We start from the raw sequence: 24,104 nt of genomic DNA, 5'->3' as shown, positions 1-24,104 counted from the left end.
GTAGAGCTGCGCAGCAGAGCGAGTAGGAGCAAAGCGGGTTCCGGACGTGGAGTTGGCAACCCGGCGCCCTCCCGGGTTGTCAACGAAATAAACGGAATCCGTATAAGCACGCCCGCCGACCGGCCGCCCCTGCCCTGACCGGGTGGAGGCGGGCGGTGTTCTCGTGCCGCCTGCCTCACCGGAAGTCGTTCACGCGGTTCAGCGGGCCGCCCAGGCCGTCCAGGCGGGCGGGCAGGCTGCTGGCCTGAATGGACTGGCCGGTGTCCGCGTCCACCGTCTGGAAGGTCGCTCGGCCCGTGGCGGGGTGCAGGGTCAGCAGGGTGACGGCGCTGCGGGCGGTGCCGGGGTGTCCCACGTAGTCGCGCCCGCCGATGCCGCCGCTGGCGAGGACGTTCAGGCCGCCGAGCTGTGCGGGGTAGTACGCCGCGTGATGCCCGCTGACGTACGCCAGCACCTGCCCCCGCTGCATGACCTGCCGCAGGGGCCCGGCGTCCCGGATGACCTCGCCCGCGCGGTTCTTGCCCTCACTGACGCCCGCGAGCGGCAGGTGCCCCACGACCAGCCGGATGCCGGCGGCGCGGGCGGGGGCCGAGGCGAGCTGCGCGGCCAGCCACGCCCGCTGCCCGGCGTCCACGACCGGCCCCGCCGCGTCCAGGGTCGCCACGAACACCGTCCCGCCCCCCAGCGTGAAACTGCCGCGAAACGGGAAGTCCGCGCGGTCCACGAACGTCAGCGCGGGCGGGTGCGCCTGCCAGTACCTGCGCGCCTCGCGGCGGTCGCGGGGCAGCGAGGCGTCGTGGTTGCCGGGCGTGAACGCGAACGGAATCCCGGCGCGGCTCAGCGGCGCGCGCACGTCCCGGTCGAACGCCGCCCACATGGCCCGCACCTGCGCGTCCGTCAGGGACGCCTTCTGCCCGGCGATCACGTCACCGGCCGACAGGACCGCGTCGGGCCGCCAGTCGTTCACGATGCGTGCCACGCTGCGGCCCAGCGCCGGCGGGTACGTGGTGCTGCCGTACGGTCCGTTGAAATCGCTGAGGATCGCCACGCGGACGGGGCCGGGCAGGGCCGGCGAAACAGGGGCGGCCGAGAGCAGGAGCGGAAGCAGCAGGGGCAGGGCAGGGAAGCGCACGCCCGGCAGTTCATCACGGTTCCTTGAGGAGATCATCAGCCGTTCCCGCCACGCGGGGCGCACCCTGGGGCATGACCCCCGACGACGCGCCCGGCCTGAACCCCGCCCTGGCCCCCCACCCGACCCCCGCGCCGGAACACCGCCCGGCCGATCAGGGCCCCGCCCCGGCGGACCTGCCGCCCGCCCCGGCCGTGCCGGCACCGTCCGGGGACGCCCTGAGCGCCCGTGAGGTCGAGGCGCTGATCGGCGGCGCGGACGCCAGCATGACCGAGGCGAACATGGCGCTGGACACCGCCGAGGGACTCGACCCGGACACGGAAAGCTGACCGGTATCCTGCGGTCATGCACTCCATCACGGAACTCCGGGCGGCGTGCGCCGCGCTGCCGCACTCGCACGAGACCTTCCCGTTCGACCCGACCACCCTGGTGTTCAAGGTGGGCGGGGCGGGCGCGAAGATGTACGCCCTGACCGACGTGCAGGGCGACCCGGTCACGGTGTCCCTGAAGGTCACGCCGGAACGCGGCGAGGAACTGCGCGCCGCGTTCCCGGCGATCACCCCCGGTTACCACCTGAACAAACGCCACTGGATCACCGTCACCCTGGACGGCCGCGTGCCGGACGGGCTGCTGCACGAACTGATCGTGGGCAGTCACGCGCTCGTCGTGCGTGGCATGACGCGGGCGCAGCGCACAGAGCTGAATCTGTGATGCCCGCGCCGCTGCGGGTCATGATCGGGGCCGGAGAGCAGCGCTGGGACGGCTGGACACCCGCCCAGCAGACCGACCTTGACCTGCTGGAGCCTGCCACCTTCGCCGCGTACTTCGGGGACCGGCAGGCCGACGCGTTCCTGTGCGAGCACGTCTGGGAGCACCTGACGGTGGAGGAGGGCGAGCGCGCCGCGCGGCTGGTCCACGCGTACCTGAAGCCCGGCGGCCGGCTGCGCGTCGCCGTGCCGGACGGGAATCACCCGGACCCGGCGTACCAGCGGGTGGTCGCCGTGAACGGCCCCGGCCCCGCGCACGACCACCGGGTGCTGTACACGCTGGAGACCCTGACGCCCGTGTTCACGCAGGCGGGTTTCGACGTGCAGCCCCTGGAATGGTGGGACGCTGCCCACGCCTTCCACGGCGCGGACTGGGATGTGCGGGATGGCCCCATCTACCGCAGCCGTCACCTGGATCACCGCAACGCGGCGTTCCGGGCGGGTGTGGGCGTACCGGGATTCACCAGCCTGATCCTCGACTGCCTCCGGCCCCCGGACAGCCCGTGACGGCGCCGGACCGCCGGGTCCACCGACGACGCGCGCTGCGACGACTGGGCGTCACCGCCCTGTGGCTGGCGGCCTTCCCGACCGGCGGCGCGTGAGCGGGCGTGTTCCCGGTCCTGGCCCGCGAGTGGGAGGCGGACCTGTGGAAGGCGCTCGCCGGACGGCGGTGAGGACGGGGGGCGTTCCGGTGGAAGTGACAACAGGCAGTCCGGATCACACACGGCCACAACCTGTACGTATACGTTCAGGTTTATGTCAACCCCTTCGCTTCCTCGCCCTGCCACCAGCACAGAATCGCTGGACGCCCGCCGCACCCTCGCCGGATGGGCCATCACCGCCGCCTGCCTGATCGCCTTCATGGGCATCGGCGTCGTCGACCCGATCCTCCCCGAGATCGGCCACCAGCTCGGCGCGACCCCCACCCAGGTCGAACTGCTGTTCACCACCTACCTGGGCGTCATGGCCGTCATGACCCTGTTCGCCGGGAACATCGGCGCCCGCCTCGGCCGCCGCCGCGTCGCCCTGATCGGCCTCGCCCTGATCGCCGCGTTCGCCCTCGCCTGCGGACTCAGCGGCAGCATCCCCGCGCTGGCCGTCTTCCGGGGCGGGTGGGGCCTGGGCAGCGCCCTGTTCACCCCCACCGCCCTGGTGCTGCTGCTCGCCCTGATCGGCCACGCCGAGCGGGCCATCATGCGCTACGAGGCCGCCATCGGCCTGGGCATGAGCATGGGACCGCTGCTGGGCGGCGTGCTGGGCAGCCACTCGTGGCGCTACCCGTTCTTCGGTGCGGCCGGCCTGATGATCCTCGCCCTGATCGCCGTCGCCACCCTGGTCCGCGTTCCCGAAACCCGCGACCCCGCCCGCCCCATCAGCGACGTGTTCCGCGCGTACACCAACCCCGCCTTCCTCGCCGTGGGCGTCACCGGTCTGCTGTACTACTTCGGGTTCTTCCTGCTGCTGGGCTACACCCCACTGTTCCTGCACCTGAACACCCTGGGCCTGGGCCTGACCTTCTTCGGCTGGGGCCTGCTGCTCGGCCTGGGCAGCACCAGGATCGCCGGACACCTGCTGCACACCCGCCGGGCCAGCCACATCGTCCTGGCCTCCCTGCTCGGCCTGACCGTCCTGTTCGCGCTGCTGGGCTTCGCGCCCTTCTCCGTGGGCGTCAAGGTCGCCCTGGTCGTCGTCAGCGGCACGCTGTTCGGCCTGATGAACGCCACCCTCACCACCCTCAGCGTCGAGGTCGGCCACCTGCCCCGCGCCGTCAGCATCAGCGCGTACAACTTCCTGCGCTGGCTCGGCGCGGCCGCCGCGCCCGTCAGCAGCGGCCTGATCGCCGAACACCTCGGCGCGCCCGTCCCCTACGCCGTCGGGGCCGCCGCCGTCGCCATCGCCGCCCTGCTGGTCGCCGTCATGGGCCGCCGCATCGACACCGGCCGCGCCACCGACCCACACGTTCACTGAGCCTCACCCCGGGAGGGGGGCGAGTTCCTGCCCGCGCGGGAACCCGCCCCCTCGGGGCGGCCGCCACCCCTTACCCTGGAGGCACCCCCTGGAGGCACCCGTGACCGACCCCGCCGCACCCACCCCGCCACCCACCCCGGACGACACGCCCCGCCACCGCGTGGGCGAGGTCGCCGCCCGCCTGGGCCTGACCCTGCGCACCCTGAAGTACTACGAGGAACTGGGCCTCGTGACCCCGCAGCGCACGGACAGCCGCTACCGCCTGTACAGCGAGGCGGACGTCGCGCGGCTGGAACGCATCCGCCGCATGCGCGCCCTGGGCCTGAGCCTCGGCACCATCGGGGCCACGTTCAGCCAGCCGCTCGAACTCGACCCGGACGGCCGTCAGGTCCTCACCGAAGGAGCCCTGAACGACCTGCGCCGCGACCTCAGCGGACAGCTGGACGTGCTCAGCGCCCGCATCACCACTGCCGAACGCGAACTGAAGGATGCCCGCGCCCTGCGCCGCGACCTTCAACGCGACCTCGCCTACGTCGAGAAACGCCTGGGCGGCGTGCGCGTCGGGGAACTCCTCGGGAACAGCGGACAGGAACAGGATTGACACTCCCCGACCACACAGAGCGGAAGGTGGGGCGTGCCGGTCAGGACGCCCCACCTTCCGCTTCATGGCCTCAGAACGCCGTGTCCAGCGCCCCCAGCGCCGCGTCGGCATCCGTCACGCCCGCCTGGGCCATGTCGGGGCGGCCGCCGCCCCTGCCTCCGCCCGCCGCGGCGAGCTTGCCGATCAGCTGCCCGGCGTGCGCGCCGCGCGTCACGGCGTCCCTGGTGGCCTTCACGACCAGGCCCTTGTCGCCCGCCAGGACGACCATGTCCGCGCCGCTCTGGTCGAGCAGTTTGTCGGCCGCGCCGCGCAGCTCGTTGCCCTCGATGCCCGAGAGTTTCAGCGCGGCGACCCTGAACCCGCCCAGCTCGCGGGTCTGCGCGGCCCCGCCGGCGCCGCCGCCCATCTGCGCCTCGGCCAGCTGACGGCGGACGGTCACGGTTTCCTTCTCGGCGGCCTTCAGCTGCGTCTGCAGGCCGGTCACGCGGGCCTCCAGACCATCGGGGCTGGTGTTCAGCAGCGCGGCGGCCCGCGCGGCAGCGTTCAGGCGCTCGCGCACCCACGCGGTGGCCTGCTCGCCCGCCAGGGCTTCCACGCGGCGCACCCCGGCCGCCACGTTCTCGTCACTCAGGATCACGAACGCGCCGATGTCGCCGGTGCGGGTCACGTGCGCGCCGCCGCACAGTTCCATGGAGCTGACGGTCTGCCCCGCGTACTCCACGCTGCCGCCCACGCGCACGACCCGCACCGTCTCGCCGTACTTCTCGCCGAACAGCGCGGTCGCGCCCGCCGCCTTCGCGTCCGCAATGGGCATCTCCTGCCACGTGACCGCGAAGTTCGCGCTCACCCAGCGGCTCACCAGGGCCTCGACCGCCGCGATCTCATCGGCACTCAGGGCCGCGCCGTGCGAGAAGTCGAAGCGCAGCCGGTCGGCCGCCACCAGCGACCCCTTCTGCTGCACGCCGCTCCCCAGCACGGCCCGCAGCGCCGACTGCAGCAGGTGCGTGGCCGTGTGGTGCCGCTGGATGGCCAGCCGCTCGCCCGACACGACCGCGCGCACACTCACGCCCTCCCTCAGCTCGCCGGACTCGACCAGCACGTCATGCAGGAACACGCCCTGCGGCGTCTTGCGGGTGTCCCGCACCACGCCGGCGCCCCCGTCCCACTCGAGGCGTCCGGTGTCACCCACCTCGCCGCCACCCTCGGCGTAGAACGGCGTGCGGGACAGCACCACCGTCGCCTCCGACCCGGCCGGCAGGTGCTTCAGGCGCTCGCCCGCCCCGACCAGCGCCACGACCTCGCCGTCCGCCTGCAGGTCGTCATACCCGACGAACACAGTGGGGGAGAGGCCGTCCAGCGCCTCCATATTCCCGCCGAACAGTTCGCTCTTCCCGTACTTGCTGCCCGCCCGCGCGAGGTTCTGCGCGTTCTCCAGGCTCTCCGCGTACCCGGCCTCGTCCACCGTGATCCCGTACTCCTCGGCGATCTCCTTCGTCAGGTCCACCGGGAACCCGTACGTGTCGTACAGCACGAACGCGTCGTTGCCGGACAGCGTCGCGCCCCTCTCCATGCCGCTCAGCAGCCTGCCCAGGCGCTGAATGCCGCCCTCCAGCGTCCGCAGGAAGCTCTCCTCCTCGGCCCGCACGGTCGCCTCGACCTTCGCCTGATTCTCCCGCAGTTCCGGGTACGCGTCGCCCATGCGGTCCACCACGATCGGCACGAGCTTGAACAGGCTCGGCTCACGCAGGCCCAGCAGGTACGCGTGACGGCACGCGCGGCGCAGGATCTTGCGCACCACGTACCCGCGCCCCGTGTTGCTGGGCACGCTGCCGTCCGCGATCACCATGCTCACGCTGCGGATGTGCTCGGCCACCACGCGGTGAGACACACTCTGCGGCCCCTCGTACGGCTGCCCGCTCATCTCGGCGACCCTCGCCACGATCGGCGCGAACACGTCGTTGCTGTAGAAATCGTACACGTCCTGCACCACAGTCGCGATGCGCTCCAGACCCATGCCGGTATCGATGTTCTTGAAGGGCAGGTCCTTCAGGACCGGCGTGCCGTCCGGCAGCGGATCCTGACGGTCGAACTGCGGGAACACGTTGTTCCAGATCTCCAGGAACCGCGCGCTCTCACGGGTCTCGGCGTACTCCGCCCAGGTGTCGTTCCCGTACTTCGGCCCGCGGTCATAGAAGATCTCGCTGCACGGCCCGCACGGCCCGTTCGGACCCTCCTTCGGCGCGTCCGCCGGCCAGAAGTTCTCATCCGCCCCGAACCGCAGGATGTGATCGGCCGGCAGCCCGTTCACCTCGGTCCAGATGCGGAACGCCTCCTCGTCCTCCTCGTAGATCGTCACGTACAGCCGCGCCCGGTCCAGACCCAGCCACTCCGGGCTGGTCAGAAACTCCCACGCCCACGTCAGCGACTCCTGCTTGAAGTAATCCCCGAAGGAGAAGTTCCCCAGCATCTCCAGCAGCGAGCAGTGCCGCAGCGTCCGCCCCACGTTCTCGATATCCCCGATCCGCAGGCACTTCTGCGCCGTCGTCACACGCCTGTTCGCCACGCCGTCGAACACGGCCGGCGCACCCATGAACTGCTCCTTGAACGGCTGCATGCCCGCCACCGTGAACAGCGTCGTCGGATCCGGCGCGACCGTGCTGTAACTCGGCAGACGCAGATGCCCCTTACTCTCGAAGAACTGCAGGTACTTCTCGCGAATCTGTGCGGTAGAAAGCGGACCAGTCATACCGCAAAGTCTAGCGCGCCCACCCAGACCACACACCCCGCCACACAGACGGCACACGCGCACGCCGAGTGGACTACCCAGGCACCTTTCGTTGCCTGGATACTCAAGATAACTATTGCAACAGTATTCTAAGCAATATCAACCATATGTGATTAAATCAACGCGGTTCAGTGTGCATTTATCATTTGATTAGGTATAAAGCTATGTGGCTTTTTAGTTTTGTATATGTCTCTGCGGTAATTGATTCATTTATATATTTAGAGTACCTTATTACGTCTATAAAATATGAGGTACTGTTGACACCACAATTGACTTTTAATATTGAATCTGTTCCCGAAATCCATAAAATTGAATTCGAATAACTATTGTTTTTTTCAAGTATTTTACTGCACTCGGAAATATTTTTATCTGAGATTCTCGGTGATTGTGGATCCGGAAAAATGAATTTTACTGAATTATTAACCAAATCTACCAGCCTATTGTTGGAAATGGAGTATGCGATTCGCGCAACGGTATATGTCGACCCGACCCCGCCGTATTTTGGGGTTGCTTCCGCGTATTTTACTCTAAAAATACCATTAACTAAGATGCTGGTTTTTAAAACGACCAGATCTCCAATTATGATCTGGGAATTGCTTAGTGTTTTTGTTTTCGATCCAGTTGCATTGAGATTATCTGTAAATGGACTGGCGCCACAGATGGAAAAGGCTATTAAAATAATACAAGTGATCCGTCTCATTTCTGTCTCGCCTTATCCAAAGGCTTATATCTTCCAAAAACAAACTGCTCTATGTTCAGAGTATTGGGTTGCACCCATTTGTCATCGGAGCTTGACTCCCAATTGTAGTTATTGATCTTTTTCTTCACGCCACTCCTTGTGAATGAGTCGGGATTTGGAAAATACCAGATCGATGCATCCACTCCAATACGATAAACTCCACCAGTTGCTGCCGATGCCGGCATCTGCTCATTTGGTGTGGACTCTGCAATCAACATTTGGATGCCTTTGCCGTCAGGGGCTGGGCCACTTTTAATAACAATGCGGATATGTCCAGAAAGCCACATGGTGTCTCCAGCTTTGACGCTCTTGGGTGACATTACTCTCCCAAAAACCCCCTGTCCTCCTTTCAGAGCACCTGATCCAGTGTTGACTCTGACGTTCTCATTGCCAATCTTTGGGTCGACGCCAGTAAGGGTTGTGGTGGCATTGTCCAAAGCCTGAGTGACGAATCCGGAGCAATCCACTCCAATTCCGTACCTCTTGAGCCATGAAGTTATGTCACTCGCTGTGATGTTTTTTGGATGTTTACCGAATGGATTAACTTTTACTAGATTATCCGTGAAAGCTTTCATGTCATCTGGGCTAGCCTTGCCGGCTAGCATTGCAAAATCGGCAAAGCTAAACGCTTTACGATCTAATTGTGACATCTGGGATCTATTTTTCTTGACTATTGTAAGCATATCGCCTATATTAATGAAGTACGGTGTTCTAATCCTGAGAACCCTCTCCTTTTTGGAGCCATTCTCTGTCCAGTCTACCACAGTGGTGAAATTAAAATCATTTAAAATCTTTGTAATAGATGCTGATATTTTATCTTCTGTCGAATCGATTGAGGAGGTTTGCGGTATTTGATTTTCTTGCGGCCTATTTGTTTTTGTGGAGTTGATACTGCTTAAGGTGCCACTATTGCTTTCTGTGAGTTTACTTGCGTTTTTTTGAGATTTGGTTGTACTATTGAAATAATTGACGGCGTATCCTTGTCGTCTAATTTCACCCGCTGCCTCAAATTGAGTGATTTTCCCGTCTTTAGGTAGATTGTCAAACTGCTGATTCGCTTCGTATTTTACTTTATCTGATGCTTTACTAGAGTCGTACCAGATTTCTGATTCTCGGGCTGGGGCCAGAATTTCTTGATATAGGCCTGCATAATTCTCCCCAGGTTTAATCTTGTTTAGCTCAATATTGAAGTAAAGTACTACATACTTCATTTGCTCCATTGGTGACATTTTTAGTAGATCTGCTCTGGAAACTGGAGTTATGGTTATTTCCAAATCTTGTGCCAGGCTGGCTCCAGACTTAGTCTTGAGGAATTGATTGATGGCTGGTATTCCATCCGATTTGGTAAACTGAATTAAACCAACTGCCCCTTCTCTGCCTTCTGCTTTCGCTTTGGCGTTTTCGACTTGGGGGGAAAAAGTGCCCATTGTTTCATAGCCAATTACGGCAGCCAGATCATTTGGATCTATCGACAGTTTGCTGGCCCCCCACAAGATCGCCCTCTGGATCTCGACATTTCCGTCAAAGCCTTTTAATCCTGTTTTATTGGCTGAATAGACGTAGCCAAGCTCGCTGGATGGACCTGAACTATCGGTGGAATTTTTTGCGGGCATATCTGTACTGACGGATGTCGCGGATATCTCATCCGGAGCAATGGGAATTTTAGTTTTTTGAACTGTTGGCCTTAGGATGCGGGTAAGTTTCAAGCTTGAGACGCTAAATATCTTTCCGTCCTTTTCGTTTTTGAATTTGGCGGTAATTAACTCTCCTGAACCATTTAATGACCCCTGAAATTCGGCGTTGTTCTCGGTGCCTTTCAGCGTGAAGGTGTTGTCTTCGCGGAGTTGCCCTTCGAGGTGCCAGCCGCTGCCTTTGCCGGGGGTGGCCTGGTAGCGGGCGCTGAGGTGCCCGTCGGGTCGGCGGATGATGCGCAGCTGGAAGGTGACACCTTTGGCCGCGCCCCGGAACGTGCGTTCCCAGCGTTGCTGGTTGGCTTTGAGTGGGCGGGGTGGTGTGGTGGGAGTGGGGGTTTTGGGCTTGGGTGATGGGCCTGGGCCGGTCTTTGGCTCTCTGGTATCGAACATGTGACCTCCGGTTCACCTAGCGTACCGGGTGGTCCAGGGGTGGCGGGGCGCAAATGAGGCAGGCCCGGCGCGTGGGCGGCCGGGCTTGTTCTCTGGGGTGTGTCATACGGATTCCGTTTGTTTCGCCAACAATCCGGAACTTCACCGGATTGCCGGCTCCACGTCCGGAACCCGTTTTTCTTCCACTCGCTTCGCTCGGATTGAACGGGCTTTACAGCCCATTCAATCGGAGTCCGTATCAGTCGAGGTCGACGGCCCACCACGCTTCTCGTTGCGCGGCGAGGCGGGCGCGGGGGTCGCCGATGGTGTCGAGGGCGCGGGCGAGGCCCTGCCAGTCGGGTTCGCTCATGGGGTCGATGGCCAGGGCGCGCTGGTGGAACTGCGCGGCGTCGCGGTCGCGGCCGGCTTCGGTGGCGGCGCGGGCGGCCACGCCGAGCAGGCTGAGTTGCTTCTGTTCGAGGCGGGCGCGGACGTCGTCGGCCCAGGGGCTGTCGGTGCCGGGGAGGTAGTGGCCGTACTGCGTGACGAGTTCGCGGAGTTCCTCGAGGCCCAGGCTGCCCTGTTCGGCCTGCGCGGCGAGCAGTTCGAAGCGTTGCACGTCGTATTCGGGGTTCAGGTCGCTGGCCAGCGCGTAGCGGCGGTTGGCGCTGACGACGGCCTCGTTGCTCAGGCTGCGGCGCAGGCGGTGCAGGGTGGTGTGGAACAGGCTGCTGGCGCGCGCCTCGTCCTTTTCGGGCCAGAGGGCCTCGGCGGCCTCCCAGCTGGTGACTTCCTTGTGTTCCAGCAGGTAGAAGAACAGTTCGAGGGCCTTGCGGCTGACCCAGGAGACGGCGTTGCCTTTCCAGACGACCTGCGCGGTGCCCAGGCCTTTGGCCTGCATGCCGCTCTCGCCCTGGAGGGTCAGGCCGGCGCGGCGTAAGCGGGCGTCGATGGCGGTGGTCAGGTCCTGCGGCGTGAAGGGTTTGGGCAGGTAGTCGTCCGCGCCGAGGTTCATGCCGCGCCGCACGTCACCGCGCTCGGCGTGGCTGGAGAGCAGCATGAACGGAATGGCGGACAGCTGCTCGTGCGCGCGGAGTTTCTCCAGGAATTCCAGGCCGGTCATGTACGGCATGACCACGTCGCTGATGACGAGGTCCGGCGTGAAGACTTTCAGCAGGTCGAGGGCTTCGACGGGGTGGGTGCTGGTGCGCACCTCGTGCCCGGCGCGGGAGAGGATCACGCTGACGAGTTTGAGGATGGCAGAGTCGTCGTCCACCACGAGGATGCGGGGCATGGCGCCCAGTTTAACAGGACGGCGGGCCACCTGAGGGCGCAGACTGGCGGAGCTGCACCCATCAGGGTGGGTGTTTTGACTGGATGGACGCTCTGGCGCGGCGTTCCGTGGGTGCGGGGGTGGGTGCCGTAGGCTGTCGGGCATGACGCAGCCGCTGACCGTGATTCACGCCCGCACCCTGACGCTCGACGACGCCCGGCCGGAGGTGCAGGCCGTGCTGGTCGGGGGTGGCCGCGTCCTGGCGGCCGGGTCGCGGGAGGAGGTGGGGGCGCTGGCGCCGCACGCGCAGGTGCTCGATCACCGGGACCTGCTGCTGACGCCGGGGCTGGCGGAGGCGCACATTCATCTGGTCACGTACGGATTCTCGCTCTCGGAGGTGAGTCTGCACGGGGCGCGGAGTGTCGCGGAGGTTCAGGCGCGGGTGGCGCAGCGGGTGATGAACACGCCGCCCGGCACCTGGATTCGCGGTGGGGGCTTCCTGCTGTCGGAACTGGGTCTGAGTGGGTACCCGTCGGCGGCGCTGCTGGACGAGGTCAGCCCGCACCACCCGGTGCTGCTGTACTCGCGGGACCTGCACCTGAGCTGGGCGAACAGTGCGGCGCTGCGACTGGCCGGGATTCACGAGGGCACGCCGGACCCGGAGGGCGGGCGGATCGTGCGGCCGCTCGGGTGCCTGCTGGAGCACGCGTCGGATCTGGTCGCGCGGGCCATTCCGGTCCCGACCGAGGCGCAGTACCTCGCGGCGGCCCGCGCGGGGGCGGACGATCTGGCCGCGCGCGGGTACGTGAGCGCGCACACCATGGCCTTCGAGCCGGTCGAGGCGCCCCGGGCGCTGCAGACCCTCGCGCAGCGGGGTGAACTGCCCCTGCGGGTGTGGGCGTGCCTGCCGCACGAGCGCCTGGGGCACGCCCGCGCGCTGGGCCTGAGCCGCGCGCCCGGCGGCCTGTTCCAGTGGGGCGGGGTGAAGTTCTTCGCGGACGGCGCGCTCGGCAGCCGCACCGCGTGGCTGCACGCGCCCGGCTTCGCGGACGGCTCCGGCACCGGCATGCCGCTGGACCCGCCGGACCTCATCGCGGACCTGGGCCGCGAGGCGATCGAACTGGGCCTGACGCCCGTCACGCACGCCATCGGGGACCGCGCGAACACCGAGGTCCTGAACGCCTACGACCGCCTGCGCCCCCACGCCGGGGCGCGCGGCATCCGCCTGCGCGTCGAGCACGCCCAGCACCTGCGCGCCGAGGACCTCCCGCGCTTCCGGGGCCTGACCGCCAGCGTGCAGCCCATCCACCTCCAGGCGGACGGCCCCATGATCCGGGAACTCATGCCGCACCTGGAGGGCCTCAGTTACGCCTTCCGGTCCCTGCGGGACGCCGGGGCGGTCCTCGCGTTCGGCAGCGACGCCCCGGTCGCCCCGCCCGAGTACCGCGCGAACTTCGCCGCCGCGATCACCCGCGTGGACGACAGCGGCGTTCGCCTCGCGCCCGGCGAGGCGCTGAGCGAACTCGACGTCCTGCACGCCCACACGCGCGGCCCCGCCCTCGCCGCCGGCTGGGACGACGAGGGCATCATCCGCCCCGGCGCCCGCGCCGCCTTCACCCTCTGGGACCGCCTCGGCGGCAACGCCCAGGCCCTGGTGCTGGAGGGTTGATGGTCGAAAGTTGATGGTTGATAGAGGGTGTGTCCTCCATCAACCATCAACTTTCAACGATCGACCTTTATTCCTCGTCGTCGGGGAGGTCGGCGTTGCTGTAGACGTTCTGCACGTCGTCGAGTTCCTCGAGGGCGTCGATCAGGACGAGCAGTTTCTTCGCGTCGTCACCGGCGACGGCGACGGTGTTGCTGGGGACCATGTCCACCTGGGCGTTCTCGATGCTGAACCCGGCGGCGGTCAGGGCGTCCTGCACGGCGTACAGGTCGTTGGGGCCGGTGCTGATGGCGAGGCCTTCCTCGGATTCCTGGATGTCTTCGGCGCCGTGTTCGATGGCGGTTTCCTGCGCCTGTTCGCTGGTGTCGGTCAGGAGGATGACGCCTTTCTTCTCGAACTGCCACGCCACGGAGCCGCTGGTGCCGAGGCTGCCGCCGCGTTTGTTGAACACGGCGCGGATGTCGGCGACGGTGCGGTTCACGTTGTCGGTCAGTGCCTCGATCAGGATGGCGGTCCCGCCGGGGCCGTAGCCTTCGTACGTGACTTCCTTGAATTCGGCGGCGCCTTCACCGGCCCCGACGGCGCGTTTGATGGCGTTCTCGATGTTGTCGACCGGCACGGTGTCGCTCTTGGCGGCGGCGATGGCGTTTTTCAGGCTGAGGTTGCCGCTGGGGTCGCCGCTGCCGCCGGAACGGACGGCGGCCTGAATGGCGCGGATGTGCTTGGAGTACATCGCGCTGCGTTTCTTGTCGTTCGCGCCTTTCTTGCGCTTGATCTGCGACCATTTGCTGTGACCGGCCATGTTGAACACTCCTTACGTGAAAACTGCGCCCACCGGGTCCCTGGGGGTCGGGGGCGCGTGCAGGGAGCATTCTAGCGCACGGTGACGCTTCATACGGACTCGGATTGAATGGCTTACAAGGCCATTCAATCCGAGCGGATGCGACTCGTAGAGCTGCGCCGCAGAGAAGGAGCAAAACGGGTTCCGGACGTGGAGTTGACAGATCGGTGGTGTTCCGATCTGTTAACGAAACAAACGGAATCCGTATCAGCCGTCCTCGTCGGTGGGTTCCTCGCTGGGGTGCCGTGGCTGGAAGCGGGCCTGGGCGCTGGTGGGGGAGAGGTTCTCACGGTCCCGGCTGAGTGGGCCGGTGTCCAGACCGCTGATCAACACCTCGCCCCGTCCGGCGGGGGTCGCCGGTGCGGTGTCGGGGATCGGTGCGCCGCCCTGCCCGTCACGTTGCGTCATGCTGCCCAGCGTACGCCGGGTGGCGCGGCTGGCAGGTGTGGGCCGGATGGGGGAAGGTTGAGGATCGGTGGGCGCGGGCCGTTCGTGCCGTGCACCCCGCTTCCTGCCCGGCGCGATCGGCTGGCCGGGCGGCGCTACATTCGCATGACGCTGCGGTCCCCGATGACCATCTGCAGGCCGGTGTCGCTGGGCGCGGTGACGAGGGCGTGGCGGCCGATCAGACTGCGGAAGATCGGCTGGGTGGGGTGCAGCACCCGCGCGAAGTCGTCGATCAGGCTGGCGTGCACGCGGGCGCTGTCCACGCGGGCGTGCGCGCCGATGCTGACGCCCGGGCCGATGGTCGCGCCGCGTACCAGTGCGTGCGGGCCGATCCAGACGGGTCCCGTGATGACGCTGTCCTCGACGGCCGCGCCGGCCTCGATCACGACCGGTCCGGTCACGACGCTGCGGTCCACGCGGCCCTCGATGCGGGTCTGCAGGTGCGTCAGGAAGTGCGTGTTGGCGCTCAGCAGGTCGTCCGGGGTGCCGGCGTCGCTCCAGAAGCCCGTGAATTCCACGGCGCGGACCTGCCCGCCGGCCGCCATCAGGGCGCTCAGGGCCTGCGGGAACTCGATCTCCCCCCGGTCGCTGGGCAGCAGGTCCTGCACGTGGTCGAGCAGCGCGGGCCGGAAGCTGAACACGCCGCACGCGGCGAGGTTACTCTCGGGTTTGCGGGGTTTCTCGACCAGGCGGATCAGGCGGCCGTTCTTGACGATGGCCACGCCGTACGCCTGCGGGTTCGGGACCTGTTTCACGCCGATCACGGCGTCCGCGTCGCGCAGCGTGCCGATCAGGGGGGTCAGGCGGTCCTCGAAGAGGTTGTCGCCCAGGTACAGCAGGGTGGGTTGGTGTTCCAGGAAGGCGCGGGCGCTCAGGACGGCGTGCCCGGTGCCGAGCGCCTCGCGCTGCCGGATGAAGGTCAGGTGACCGCTCTGTTGCGTGGCGTCGCGCAGGTCCGTCTCGCTTGACGGGCTGCACACGATGCCGATGTCGTCAATGCCGGCGTCCCGCAGGGACTGCACGGCCCTCGCGATGATGGACACGCCAGCCACGGACACGGCGTGTTTGGCGCGCGTCGCGCTGATGGGCAGCAGGCGGCTGCCGCGCCCGGCGGCAAGAATCAGACCCTTCATGACATCACACGCGAGTATACGGGCCGGCCCGGGCGCGCGTCTGAGAATCCGGACGGAACGCGCCGCCGGGCGGAGGCCCGGACGCTCAGCGGGTCAGGGCGTCTTCGAGCGCCTGCGCGAAGGCGTCCTCGTCGTCCAGCCAGGGGTAGTGCGCGGCGTCCAGCACGGTCACGTCGCCGTCCGCGAGGTCCGCGACCCACTGCACCTGCTCGGGGTAGCTGGTGCGGTCGTGCGCGCCGGAGATCACGAACACCGGCCGGCGGATCTCCGCCAGGAACGGCGGGTACTCGAACTCCCACAGGCCCTGGTTCACGAGTGCCTCCTGGACCTCGCCGCCGCCCACGAGTTGCCCCTCGGCGTCCATGAATTCCAGGCGCATGCGGGTGGGGGCGTCCCGGAACTGCAGGGCGTTCAGCAGGTCGCGGGCGTTCAGCAGCTCGAAGGCCGCCTCGATCCGCGCCGCGCCCACCGGGGCGTGCTGCCCCTCGGGCGTCCCGGCCCGCACGCGCGCGGCCGGGTCGTCCAGGGGCGTGCCGCGCCGCGCACTGGCCTCCTCCAGCAGGGTGCGCGCCAGGTCCGGGTAGTGCACCCAGGGGTTCACGACGATCACGCGGGCGGTGCGGGTGGGGTGGCGGCGGGCGTACTCCAGCGCGATCAGCGCCCCGAAGCCGTGCCCGAGCGGCACGATCCGTTCGGCGCCCAGGAAGTCGCGCACGGCCTCCAGATCGCCGACGAGCGTGTCGAGGTCCAGGGTGTCGGCGCCCTGTTCGGTGTCCTCCAGCGGCCCGCTGCGCCCGCAGCCACGCTGGTCGAGGAACACGGCCGCGCGCGGCAGGCGGTCCCCGAACGCCGTCTGGAACGAGTAGCTGTTGTAGCCGGGGCCGCCGTGCAGGAACACCACCGGGGCGTCGGGGCCGGTGGGGTCGCCCGTCACCTCGAAGTACAGGTCCGCGCCGTTCAGGTGCTCCATGTACACCTGCTCGCCACCGTCCAGGTCGAAATCGTCCGGGAAGGCATGGTCGTCGGGTGCGGCGTCGGATGGCGGCAGGTCAGTCATGCCGGGCATTCTAGTCGGCGGTCACTGCGGCTCGCAGCGGTGGCCGGCACGGTTGACCGGCTGTCCCGGCGGTGCGCTACGCTGCCGCGCATGACTGACCCGTCGTCGGCTGGGGCGGCTTCCGGGGAACCGGCGCCGCTGGGCATCGCGTTCACGCTGAGCGGCGTGGACGAACTGACCTTCACGCGGGTCCTGCGGGACCTGATGCACGATCCGGCCTTCCGGCGGCCGCTTCAGGTGCAGGCGCAGGAACCCCGGCCCGGCGTGGCGGCCCGCCTGACGCTGGTGTTCCGCCCGGCGGACCGTGAACTGGCCCTGGGGGCGGCGCAGCGCCTGAAAACGCTGCTGCTGCGCTACGACGTGCAGGTGGATGACGTTGTCGTGCCGGGCCGGAGCGGGGACGCGCCGGCCGGCTGTTAAGGGACCCTAAACCGCACTCCGGCCCCACGGAGCGCGTCTGAACCCTACGATGGGCCGGAACCAGGTGCACCTGCATCCGCACGGGATCGTTCCCGTCAATGGTCCGCACGGACCCTGCTCGGCCGGACCGCGCAACACCCCAGGGATGAGGAGACGAAAAGGCAGCTATGGAGCAACGCATCCTACTTATTGAAGACAACCCGGACATCACCCGCGTCGTGCAGTACGAACTCGAGCAGGCCGGGTACCGGGTCCTGGCCGCGCCGGACGGCGTGACCGGCCTGACCAGCGCCCGCGAGAGCAACCCCGACCTGGTGATCCTGGATCTGGGGCTGCCGGACTTCGACGGCGCGGAGATCGCCCGCCGCCTGCGCAAGACCAGCAGCGTGCCGATCATCATCCTGACCGCCATGGACGCCGTGGACCGCAAGGTGAACCTGCTGGAGGCCGGCGCGGACGATTACATGACCAAGCCCTTCCACCCGGAGGAACTCGTGGCGCGCGTGAAGGTGCAGCTGCGGCACCAGCAGCACGGCGAGGTCATCTCGATCGGGCCGCTGGAGATCCACCCGCAGAAGCGCCTGTGCCACTACAACGGGCACGAGGTGCGCCTGTCGCCCAAGGAGTTCGACCTGCTGACCTTCCTGGCCCGCCAGCCGGGCCGCGTGTACTCCCGCCAGGAGATAGAGCGCGAGGTCTGGAACGGCGAGCTGCCCAGCAACAGCAACGTCGTGGACGTGCACATGGCGAACATGCGCGCCAAGCTGCGCGACCTCGACGGGTACGGGATCATCCGCACGGTGCGCGGTATCGGGTACGCCCTCAAGACGCCCTGACCCGCCTGTCGGGACGTGCCCCGCCCGGGGCGGGGTTCACGTGCTTCTCACCCGCGTGGCGCAGCCGTCCGGGATACTGAAGGTCAATCCGGGGGAGTAAGCCGCCCTGCCCCTCGGCAGGGAGCGTCTGATCGTCAGTACGGAAACCAAGGGTTTCCCGGTCAGGAGCAGCAAAGGCAGAGACCCGGCAGGAACGCGGTGCGAACCGTGGTTTCTGCCGGGCGTTTTCGTGTCTTCCCGGCACGTCGCTCCCGCCAGTCACCCCCCAGTCGCGCCGCGCCCACCGGAGGAACACCGTGGACGCACTCATGACCCCCTGGCTCGGACAGCCCACCTGGATGTGGCTGGTCTTCATCACCCTCGTTGGCGCCCTGCTGGCCTTCGACCTCGGCGTGCTGGACCGCCTGCGCCGCCGCCGCGCCGACGCGGCCGGCGTGGCGGCCGAGGATCAGGTGATCGGCATCGGCAGCAGCCTCAAACTCAGTGCCTTCTACATCGCCGTGGCGTTGGCCTTCGGGGGGTGGGTGTGGGCCACGCTGGGACCCGCCAGCGGCATGGCGTACCTGACGGGCTTCGCGCTGGAAAAGGCCCTGGCACTCGATAACGTGTTCGTGATCAGCGTGATCTTCGCGTCCTTCGCCATTCCCCGCCACCTGCAGCACCGCGTGCTGTTCTGGGGGATTCTGGGCGTGATCATCCTGCGCGGCCTGATGATCGGCCTGGGCACCGCGCTCGTCACGCAGTTCGACTGGATCATGTGGATCTTCGGCGCGTTCCTGCTGCTGACCGGTATCAAACTGCTGCGCGGCGGCGACGACGAGACCCCGGACATGCAGGCCCACCCGGTCGTGCGCTTCCTGCGCCGCTTCCTGCCCATCAGCCCCACCCTGGAAGGCCAGAAGTTCCTGACCCGCCTGCCCGACGCCCGTGGCCGCCTGCGCCTGCACGCCACGCCGCTGCTGCTGGCGCTGCTGGTCGTGGAATTTGCGGACGTGATCTTCGCCGTGGACAGCATTCCCGCCATCTTCGCCATCACGCAGGACCCGTTCATCGTGTACACCAGCAACATCTTCGCCATCCTGGGACTGCGCGCCCTGTACTTCGCGCTGGCCGCCATGGTCCACCGTTTCGAGGCCCTCAAGCCCGCGCTGGCGCTGGTGCTGGTGTTTATCGGCGCGAAGATCTTCTACGCGCAGTTCTACGGCAAGGTCGACCCGGCCATCAGCCTGACCGTCACGCTCGGCATCCTCGGCGGCGGCGTCCTGCTGAGCCTGTGGCGCACCCGCCACGACCCCACCCCCGACGCGGGCTGACCGCACACCCCACCCGCCAGCAGGCGCCCCGTGACCCCGGTTCACGGGGCGCCACTGTGTCTTTTCTGGTGTGTCGTTTCCGGGAGTCCTGTGCTCTGCTGGAACGCATGAGCGAGAACCTGACCCTGACCGGCATTCCGGGCTTCCAGGTGGGCCACTGGACCCACGCCGAGGCCCGCACCGGCTGCACCGTGATCCTGTGCCCCCCGGAGGGTGCCGTGGCGTCCGCATCGTTCCTGGGCCCCAGCCCCGGCACGCGCGAGGGCGTGCTGCTCTCGCCGGACAAGAAGATCGAACGCGTCCACGCGCTGCTGCTGACCGGCGGCAGCGCCTTCGGGCTGAGTGCGGCGGGCGGCGTGGTCCGGGTGCTGGAGGAACGCGGCGTGGGACACCCGACGCCCTGGGCGCGCGTGCCGCTCGTCCCGGCCGCCGTGATCTACGACCTGGGCGTGGGCCGCGCGGACCTCCGCCCCGGCGAGGCGCAGGGCGAACACGCCGCCCGCGCCGCCAGCGCCGACCCGGTGCCGCGCGGTCTGGTCGGGGCCGGGACCGGCGCGACCGCCGGAAAGTACCTGGGCGGCGGCGTGCCGGGCGGTCTGGGCAGCGTCCTGATCGAACGGCACGGTGTGCGCGTGGGCGCGCTGGCGGTCGTGAATCCCATCGGGGACGTGCTGGACGAACGGGGCGGCGTGCTGGCCGGCCCAGGCGTCGGGCCGGGCGCGGCGGCCTTCACGCCGGGCGACGTGCAGAACACCACCCTGATTGCCGTGGCCACCGAACACAGCCTGAGCAAGACCGAGTGCCGCCGCCTCGCGGACGCCGCGCAGGCCGCGCTGGCCCGCGTCATCCACCCCAGCCACACGCCCTGGGACGGCGACAGCGCCTTCGTCCTCAGCGCCGCGACCCTGCCCCCGGCGGACCCGCTGCTGCTGGTGGCGCTCGTGCAGGAGGCCGTGTGTGCCGCCGTCCGGGACGCCGTGCGCGCCGCCCGGAATGCCTGAACCGGGCCGGACCCTTGAGGGCGTCACCATCCGGGCTTGGCTCAACCTTGACCTTGTGTGCCGTCACCCGTTCCCGTGCGTGCGCGGCGGGTCACGCTGGGGCATGATCGCCTTTCACCCTCACCTGTTCGTGCGAATCGTTGAACTCGGCGGCCCCCGCGCCCCGCAGCCCCTTCCTCTTGCCAGCGGGTTCAGCGAGGACCGCGCGTACCGGGTGGTGGGCGTGTACAACCCCTCGGAATCGTCGGACGCGTACTTCATCCTGCCGAACGACCGTGACGAGCTGTGGTTCATCTGCCAGCGTCACCTGCGCTTCGCGGGCCTGCACGACACGGCCGCCCACCACCTGGACCTGCCGGACCTGCACGCCACCGCCGCCGATTAGCGCCGTTCTCTGCTCAGCAGTTGTGCCAGTCCGTCCGCTCCGTCCACATTCACCCGCTCTCCTGCGGGGCGTTCCAGGTCCGCGCGGCCAGACAGACTGCCTCTGTTCGGCAACTGCTCCAGGCGGCCCCGGCCGAGCTGATACGGACTCCGCGGAGCAGCTCTCCGGGTCGCTCCGCTCGGATCGAATGGTCGGCCAGAACCATTCCATCGGAGTCCGTGTCAGGCGCTGAAGGTCAGCCGCAGGCCCGCCAGCCGGAACCCGGCCCGGACGACGTTGCGTTCGCTGGGCGTGCCTGGCGTCACGAACACGCCTGTCAGGTCCGCCCCGGCCTGCGCGGCGGCATTCAGGCGGGCGGCCAGCAGCGCCGTCTGCGCACCCTGCCCCCGGTGTTCCGGCCGGGTGGAGGTCCCGTGCAGCGCGGCGGCCACGCCTGCCCGGCCGTCGGGTGGCGCCGCGCCGAACGTGGTGACGGACAGGGCGGCCGCGCCCAGGCCCGGCCCGTCGGGCGGGCCGGCCAGGAACAGGCGCGTGCCGGGTGTCTGCGCCACCCGCCGCATGATGGCCTCGCTGCCCGGCCCGAAGCCCGCGGCGCACACGGCCGCCCAGGCAGGCGCGTCGGTCGTCTCCTGCACGGGCAGGGGCTGGGCGGGCCGCGCCAGCAGGTCGTGCAGGTAGGCGTGCAGCACGGACGTCAGCGTGTACCCGCGTTCGCCGAGCAGGGGCAGCAGGGTCGGCGCGGCGTGGGACAGCAGGTGCAGGGTGGGCCGCTGCCCGTGCGCGGCGCAGTACGTCCCGAAGTCCGTCAGTTCCTGCGGGGTGGGCGGGCGGGTGCCGTCGTGCCACGCGCTGTTCAGCGGTGAGTCCGGCGCGTCGTGGACGGCCACCAGCGGCCCGAAGAGCTCCACGGACCCGCCGGGATGCTGGCCGTAGCGGGTGTGCGCGGCAGCTTCCGCCTGCGCCAGCCGGGGCAGGCCGGACAGCCCGGACGTGGACGGGACCGGCGGCAGGGGGAGAGGCATGAAGGAAGTGTAAGTCCGCGCGGCCCACGCCGGGGGCCGGCGCGTGATTCAGAATGACGGTACCCATGCTCGCCTTTCATCCCCAGCTGTTCGTGCGGATTGTCGAGCTCGACGGCCCGCGTGCGCCCATGCCCCGCCCGCTGTCGAGCGGGTTCAGCGAGGACCGCGCGTACCGGGTGGTGGGCATGTACAACCCCTCGGAGACCTCGGACGCGTACTTCATCCTGCCGAACGACCGCGACGAGCTGTGGTTCATCTGCCAGCGTCACCTGCGCTTCGCGGGCCTGCACGACACGGCCGCCCACCACCTGCCGCTCTCCCGGTCAGGCGCGTCTGAACACGCCGTGGAGTCCGCATGAAGACGTGTTCAGCTGCCTGAAGGCTGCGCTCCGCCGCTGCCGGTGAATACTGCCCGCCATGCGAGACCCTGTCCGTGTCGCGTTCCGCCCGCCGCGCCCGCTGCTCCTGGTCGTCGCGGTCCTGGGGTACACCGCGTACCTCCAGAATCCCCGTGATCCGCTGCGGCCCACCGACCTGCCGGACGGGGTGGGGCCGGTCACGCACCGCCGCTACTGGGCCGAGGTGCAGGGCGCCGCGCTGGACGCGGTGGCCGTGACGGCGCTCGTCGGGCAGCGCCTGCCGGACCTCGCGCCGAAGGGCACCGCGTGGTTCCGGGGGCTGGACGCACCGCTCCCCTCACAGGGCGGGCCGCCCATCCGGCCCGGCACCCGGCTGCGGATCCTGATGACCTTCACCCGCCGGGCGCGCGTGCAGGTGCAGGTCATGGACGCCACCCGCGTGTGCCTGCGGACGCTGCGGCTGCACGCCGACGCCGGGACGGTCACGTTCCGCGCGCTGGACACCGGCCCCGGCCGGCTGCGGCTGGAGGTCGAGTCGGTCGTGCGGGCCGCGAGCTGGCCGGACCGGGCCGCGTACCTGCTGGCCGCGCACCTGTTCCAGCGCCTGAACTGGGAGGCGGTCCTGACCGGCGCGGCCCGCCTGAGCGGCGGGCAGATCGCCGGGCGGGGGCACCGCACCCGCGAGTACGCATATGTCCCGCCTGCCGCCCGCTAGCCTGTAGGCATGACCGACGTTTCCTCTGCCAGCCCGCGCGCCTTCGTGTCCCTGATCGGGGCGGGCCCCGGCGACCCGGGTCTGCTGACCGTGCGCGGCATGAAGGCGCTCATGGAGGCGGACGTGGTGCTGTTCGACTACCTCGCCAACCCGGACCTGCTGCGCTACGCGCCGGACGCGCACACCATCTACGTGGGCAAGAAGGGCTTTTCCGAGTACATCAGCCAGGAGCAGATCAACGCGCTGATCGTGGAGCAGGCGCAGGCGAACGGCGGGCAGCGCGTCGCCCGGCTGAAGGGCGGCGACGTGTTCGTGTTCGGGCGGGGCGGCGAGGAGGCCGAGGCCTGCGCCCTGGCCGGCGTGCCGTTCGAGATCGTGCCCGGCGTGAGCAGCGCCATCGCCGCGCCCGCCTACGCCGGGATTCCCGTCACGCACCGCGAGGTCGCCCGGTCCTTCGCGGTCCTGACCGGCAACACCCAGGAGGGCGGCGCGCACTACGAGCGGCTGTCCGGCGTGGACACCCTGGTCCTGCTGATGGGCGTGCGCAACCTGCACCAGATCGCCGCCGACCTGATCGCGGCCGGACGCGACCCGCAGACGCCGGCCGCGACCATCCAGTGGGGCAGCACGCCCCGCCAGCGGACCGTGACCGGCACCCTGGCCACCATTGCCGACGTGGTCCGCGAGGCTGGCCTGGAAGCCCCGGCCGTCACGGTCGTGGGTGAGGTCGTGCGCCTGCGCGACAGCCTGCAATGGTTCGACACCCGCCCCGGCTTCGGCGGTCCGCTGGCTGGGCAGACGGTCGCCGTGACCCGCACGCGCGGCGGTGCCAGCGGTCTGGGTGACCTGCTGCGTGCGCGCGGCGCGGGCGTGCTGGAAGTCCCGCTGATCGAATTCGCGCCCACCGCGCAGCCCGACGCGCTGCGCGGGCGCCTGCGCGACCTGGGCGGCGTGAGCTGGCTGCTCTTGACCAGCAACCACGCGGTGACCACCCTGATCGGGCACCTGCACGCCCTGGGCCTGGACACCCGCCACCTCGCCGGCGTGAAACTCGCCGCGGTCGGCCCCAGCACCGCCCGCAGCCTGGAAGCGGTGGGCCTGCGCGCCGACTTCGTGCCCGCCACGCCCGGCGCCCGCCACCTGGGCGCCGAACTGCCTGCCGCGCCCGGCGAGACGCTGCTGCACCTGACCTCGCAACTCGCGGAAGCCGACCTGCAACGTGCCCTGGAGGCGCGCGGCCTGACCTACGACCGCGCCGAGCTGTACCGCACGGAACCCGCCCGGCCCGACAGCCTGTCCATGGACCGCCTGCGCGGCGCGGCGGTCGTGACCCTGGCGTCCGGCAGCGCGGCCCGGCACCTCGCGGCGCTGGTCGGCACGGACCTGCGGGTGGCGGCCATGGGCCCCCAGACGGCCGACGCGGCGCGCGAGGCGGGCTTCACGGACATCACCGTCGCCCGCACCGCCAGCCTGGACGCCCTGGCCGACGCGGCCGAACAGGCGGTCGCGTCGGCCAGGACTGTTACCGGCTGAGGCACGTTCCATGACGTCCCAGTCGCCTTCCCGACCGATCGGTCGGGGACG

23 protein-coding genes are annotated in these 24,104 nt (G+C 68.3%); 14 read left to right on the top strand and 9 right to left on the bottom strand.

The genetic code is table 11. From position 1 onward, the window contains the following. Positions 1–175: 175 nt before the first annotated feature. Complete coding sequence (locus ABDZ66_RS04930) at positions 176–1,168, bottom strand: metallophosphoesterase family protein (RefSeq protein WP_343756738.1); 993 nt, start codon at positions 1,166–1,168, stop codon at positions 176–178. 35 nt (positions 1,169–1,203) lie between these two features. Here ABDZ66_RS04930 and ABDZ66_RS04925 point away from each other — a divergent pair, with 35 nt between their 5' ends. The 5 genes from ABDZ66_RS04925 to ABDZ66_RS04905 all read left to right on the top strand — a co-directional run bounded on the left by ABDZ66_RS04925 (position 1,204) and on the right by ABDZ66_RS04905 (position 4,465). Then, complete coding sequence (locus ABDZ66_RS04925) at positions 1,204–1,458, top strand: hypothetical protein (RefSeq protein WP_343756736.1); 255 nt, start codon at positions 1,204–1,206, stop codon at positions 1,456–1,458. Between the two features lie 16 nt (positions 1,459–1,474). Next, a complete protein-coding gene (locus ABDZ66_RS04920) occupies positions 1,475–1,840 on the top strand; it encodes an MmcQ/YjbR family DNA-binding protein (RefSeq protein ID WP_343756734.1) in 366 nt (121 codons plus the stop codon). After that, positions 1,840–2,403: a class I SAM-dependent methyltransferase gene (locus tag ABDZ66_RS04915; RefSeq protein WP_343756732.1), complete on the top strand. Its 564-nt coding sequence runs from the start codon at positions 1,840–1,842 to the stop codon at positions 2,401–2,403. Before ABDZ66_RS04920 ends, ABDZ66_RS04915 begins: the two co-directional genes overlap by 1 nt. A 249-nt stretch (positions 2,404–2,652) precedes the next feature. Further along, entirely contained in the window at positions 2,653–3,864 is a 1,212-nt protein-coding gene (locus ABDZ66_RS04910) for an MFS transporter (RefSeq protein ID WP_343756730.1), read from the top strand. A gap of 100 nt (positions 3,865–3,964) precedes the next feature. Next, positions 3,965–4,465, top strand: coding sequence for a MerR family transcriptional regulator (locus ABDZ66_RS04905; RefSeq protein ID WP_343756728.1), 501 nt, complete (start codon positions 3,965–3,967; stop codon positions 4,463–4,465). 70 nt (positions 4,466–4,535) lie between these two features. Here the strand turns inward: ABDZ66_RS04905 and alaS are convergent, their stop codons facing one another. From alaS to ABDZ66_RS04890, 3 genes are all read right to left on the bottom strand, one after another. Beyond that, positions 4,536–7,211, bottom strand: a complete 2,676-nt coding sequence (alaS, locus tag ABDZ66_RS04900; RefSeq protein WP_343756726.1) for an alanine--tRNA ligase — start codon at positions 7,209–7,211, stop codon at positions 4,536–4,538. Positions 7,212–7,946: 735 nt separating this feature from the next. Beyond that, on the bottom strand, positions 7,947–10,073 hold the full coding sequence (locus ABDZ66_RS04895; RefSeq protein ID WP_343756724.1) for a hypothetical protein: 2,127 nt from the start codon (positions 10,071–10,073) through the stop codon (positions 7,947–7,949). 238 nt (positions 10,074–10,311) lie between these two features. Continuing rightward, positions 10,312–11,346 carry an AfsR/SARP family transcriptional regulator gene (locus tag ABDZ66_RS04890; protein ID WP_343756722.1) on the bottom strand — a complete coding sequence of 345 codons (1,035 nt, stop codon included), beginning with the start codon at positions 11,344–11,346 and terminating at the stop codon, positions 10,312–10,314. Positions 11,347–11,488: 142 nt separating this feature from the next. On the opposite strand from ABDZ66_RS04890, the gene ABDZ66_RS04885 reads away from it, so the two are divergent. Further along, positions 11,489–12,994 (top strand): amidohydrolase, encoded by a 1,506-nt coding sequence (locus tag ABDZ66_RS04885; protein ID WP_343756720.1) that lies wholly within the window; start codon positions 11,489–11,491, stop codon positions 12,992–12,994. A gap of 67 nt (positions 12,995–13,061) precedes the next feature. Here ABDZ66_RS04885 and ABDZ66_RS04880 read toward each other — a convergent pair whose 3' ends face one another. The 4 genes from ABDZ66_RS04880 to ABDZ66_RS04865 all read right to left on the bottom strand — a co-directional run bounded on the left by ABDZ66_RS04880 (position 13,062) and on the right by ABDZ66_RS04865 (position 16,382). Next, positions 13,062–13,793 (bottom strand): YebC/PmpR family DNA-binding transcriptional regulator, encoded by a 732-nt coding sequence (locus ABDZ66_RS04880; RefSeq protein WP_343756718.1) that lies wholly within the window; start codon positions 13,791–13,793, stop codon positions 13,062–13,064. Positions 13,794–14,039: 246 nt separating this feature from the next. Then, on the bottom strand, positions 14,040–14,240 hold the full coding sequence (locus ABDZ66_RS04875) for a hypothetical protein (RefSeq protein ID WP_343756716.1): 201 nt from the start codon (positions 14,238–14,240) through the stop codon (positions 14,040–14,042). 134 nt (positions 14,241–14,374) lie between these two features. Then, entirely contained in the window at positions 14,375–15,412 is a 1,038-nt protein-coding gene (locus tag ABDZ66_RS04870) for a sugar phosphate nucleotidyltransferase (protein ID WP_343756714.1), read from the bottom strand. Between the two features lie 85 nt (positions 15,413–15,497). Continuing rightward, positions 15,498–16,382, bottom strand: coding sequence for an alpha/beta fold hydrolase (locus ABDZ66_RS04865; RefSeq protein ID WP_343756863.1), 885 nt, complete (start codon positions 16,380–16,382; stop codon positions 15,498–15,500). A 177-nt stretch (positions 16,383–16,559) separates the two neighbouring features. Here ABDZ66_RS04865 and ABDZ66_RS04860 point away from each other — a divergent pair, with 177 nt between their 5' ends. The 5 genes from ABDZ66_RS04860 (at position 16,560) to ABDZ66_RS04840 (ending at position 20,424) form a co-directional block, all read left to right on the top strand. Beyond that, positions 16,560–16,889: a hypothetical protein gene (locus ABDZ66_RS04860; RefSeq protein ID WP_343756712.1), complete on the top strand. Its 330-nt coding sequence runs from the start codon at positions 16,560–16,562 to the stop codon at positions 16,887–16,889. A gap of 167 nt (positions 16,890–17,056) precedes the next feature. After that, positions 17,057–17,725, top strand: coding sequence for a response regulator transcription factor (locus tag ABDZ66_RS04855; RefSeq protein WP_088246968.1), 669 nt, complete (start codon positions 17,057–17,059; stop codon positions 17,723–17,725). A 296-nt stretch (positions 17,726–18,021) separates the two neighbouring features. Then, complete coding sequence (locus tag ABDZ66_RS04850; protein ID WP_343756706.1) at positions 18,022–19,038, top strand: TerC/Alx family metal homeostasis membrane protein; 1,017 nt, start codon at positions 18,022–18,024, stop codon at positions 19,036–19,038. 107 nt (positions 19,039–19,145) lie between these two features. After that, entirely contained in the window at positions 19,146–20,039 is an 894-nt protein-coding gene (locus ABDZ66_RS04845) for a P1 family peptidase (protein WP_343756704.1), read from the top strand. 103 nt (positions 20,040–20,142) lie between these two features. After that, the gene (locus ABDZ66_RS04840) at positions 20,143–20,424 is read left to right on the top strand and encodes a hypothetical protein (protein ID WP_343756702.1); all 282 of its coding nucleotides are present in this window, start codon (positions 20,143–20,145) and stop codon (positions 20,422–20,424) included. 221 nt (positions 20,425–20,645) lie between these two features. On the opposite strand, the gene ABDZ66_RS04835 is transcribed toward ABDZ66_RS04840, so the two are convergent. After that, positions 20,646–21,446 carry a GNAT family N-acetyltransferase gene (locus ABDZ66_RS04835; RefSeq protein WP_343756700.1) on the bottom strand — a complete coding sequence of 267 codons (801 nt, stop codon included), beginning with the start codon at positions 21,444–21,446 and terminating at the stop codon, positions 20,646–20,648. 53 nt (positions 21,447–21,499) lie between these two features. Between ABDZ66_RS04835 and ABDZ66_RS04830 the strand changes: the two genes are divergently transcribed. The 3 genes from ABDZ66_RS04830 to cobA are packed head-to-tail and all read left to right on the top strand — an operon-like array spanning position 21,500 to position 24,053. Then, positions 21,500–21,805, top strand: a complete 306-nt coding sequence (locus ABDZ66_RS04830) for a hypothetical protein (protein WP_343756698.1) — start codon at positions 21,500–21,502, stop codon at positions 21,803–21,805. A 58-nt stretch (positions 21,806–21,863) separates the two neighbouring features. Beyond that, positions 21,864–22,520 carry a hypothetical protein gene (locus tag ABDZ66_RS04825; protein ID WP_343756696.1) on the top strand — a complete coding sequence of 219 codons (657 nt, stop codon included), beginning with the start codon at positions 21,864–21,866 and terminating at the stop codon, positions 22,518–22,520. 9 nt (positions 22,521–22,529) lie between these two features. Beyond that, positions 22,530–24,053, top strand: a complete 1,524-nt coding sequence (cobA, locus tag ABDZ66_RS04820) for a uroporphyrinogen-III C-methyltransferase (RefSeq protein ID WP_343756695.1) — start codon at positions 22,530–22,532, stop codon at positions 24,051–24,053. Positions 24,054–24,104: the final 51 nt, after the last annotated feature.

The sequence above is a fragment of the Deinococcus depolymerans genome (assembly GCF_039522025.1).
GTDB lineage: Bacteria > Deinococcota > Deinococci > Deinococcales > Deinococcaceae > Deinococcus > Deinococcus depolymerans.
Note: the sequence above shows the minus strand (reverse complement) of the source record. Positions and strands in the feature narration are given on the sequence as shown.

Coding starts and splice junctions, on each gene's coding strand:
- ABDZ66_RS04930 (WP_343756738.1), bottom strand. CDS start 1,168: ATGATCTCCTCAAGGAACCGTGATGAACTGCCGGGCGTGCGCTTCCCT.
- ABDZ66_RS04925 (WP_343756736.1), top strand. CDS start 1,204: ATGACCCCCGACGACGCGCCCGGCCTGAACCCCGCCCTGGCCCCCCAC.
- ABDZ66_RS04920 (WP_343756734.1), top strand. CDS start 1,475: ATGCACTCCATCACGGAACTCCGGGCGGCGTGCGCCGCGCTGCCGCAC.
- ABDZ66_RS04915 (WP_343756732.1), top strand. CDS start 1,840: ATGCCCGCGCCGCTGCGGGTCATGATCGGGGCCGGAGAGCAGCGCTGG.
- ABDZ66_RS04910 (WP_343756730.1), top strand. CDS start 2,653: ATGTCAACCCCTTCGCTTCCTCGCCCTGCCACCAGCACAGAATCGCTG.
- alaS (WP_343756726.1), bottom strand. CDS start 7,211: ATGACTGGTCCGCTTTCTACCGCACAGATTCGCGAGAAGTACCTGCAG.
- ABDZ66_RS04895 (WP_343756724.1), bottom strand. CDS start 10,073: ATGTTCGATACCAGAGAGCCAAAGACCGGCCCAGGCCCATCACCCAAG.
- ABDZ66_RS04890 (WP_343756722.1), bottom strand. CDS start 11,346: ATGCCCCGCATCCTCGTGGTGGACGACGACTCTGCCATCCTCAAACTC.
- ABDZ66_RS04885 (WP_343756720.1), top strand. CDS start 11,489: ATGACGCAGCCGCTGACCGTGATTCACGCCCGCACCCTGACGCTCGAC.
- ABDZ66_RS04880 (WP_343756718.1), bottom strand. CDS start 13,793: ATGGCCGGTCACAGCAAATGGTCGCAGATCAAGCGCAAGAAAGGCGCG.
- ABDZ66_RS04875 (WP_343756716.1), bottom strand. CDS start 14,240: ATGACGCAACGTGACGGGCAGGGCGGCGCACCGATCCCCGACACCGCA.
- ABDZ66_RS04870 (WP_343756714.1), bottom strand. CDS start 15,412: ATGAAGGGTCTGATTCTTGCCGCCGGGCGCGGCAGCCGCCTGCTGCCC.
- ABDZ66_RS04865 (WP_343756863.1), bottom strand. CDS start 16,382: ATGGAGCACCTGAACGGCGCGGACCTGTACTTCGAGGTGACGGGCGAC.
- ABDZ66_RS04860 (WP_343756712.1), top strand. CDS start 16,560: ATGACTGACCCGTCGTCGGCTGGGGCGGCTTCCGGGGAACCGGCGCCG.
- ABDZ66_RS04855 (WP_088246968.1), top strand. CDS start 17,057: ATGGAGCAACGCATCCTACTTATTGAAGACAACCCGGACATCACCCGC.
- ABDZ66_RS04845 (WP_343756704.1), top strand. CDS start 19,146: ATGAGCGAGAACCTGACCCTGACCGGCATTCCGGGCTTCCAGGTGGGC.
- ABDZ66_RS04840 (WP_343756702.1), top strand. CDS start 20,143: ATGATCGCCTTTCACCCTCACCTGTTCGTGCGAATCGTTGAACTCGGC.
- ABDZ66_RS04835 (WP_343756700.1), bottom strand. CDS start 21,446: ATGCCTCTCCCCCTGCCGCCGGTCCCGTCCACGTCCGGGCTGTCCGGC.
- ABDZ66_RS04830 (WP_343756698.1), top strand. CDS start 21,500: ATGACGGTACCCATGCTCGCCTTTCATCCCCAGCTGTTCGTGCGGATT.
- ABDZ66_RS04825 (WP_343756696.1), top strand. CDS start 21,864: ATGCGAGACCCTGTCCGTGTCGCGTTCCGCCCGCCGCGCCCGCTGCTC.
- cobA (WP_343756695.1), top strand. CDS start 22,530: ATGACCGACGTTTCCTCTGCCAGCCCGCGCGCCTTCGTGTCCCTGATC.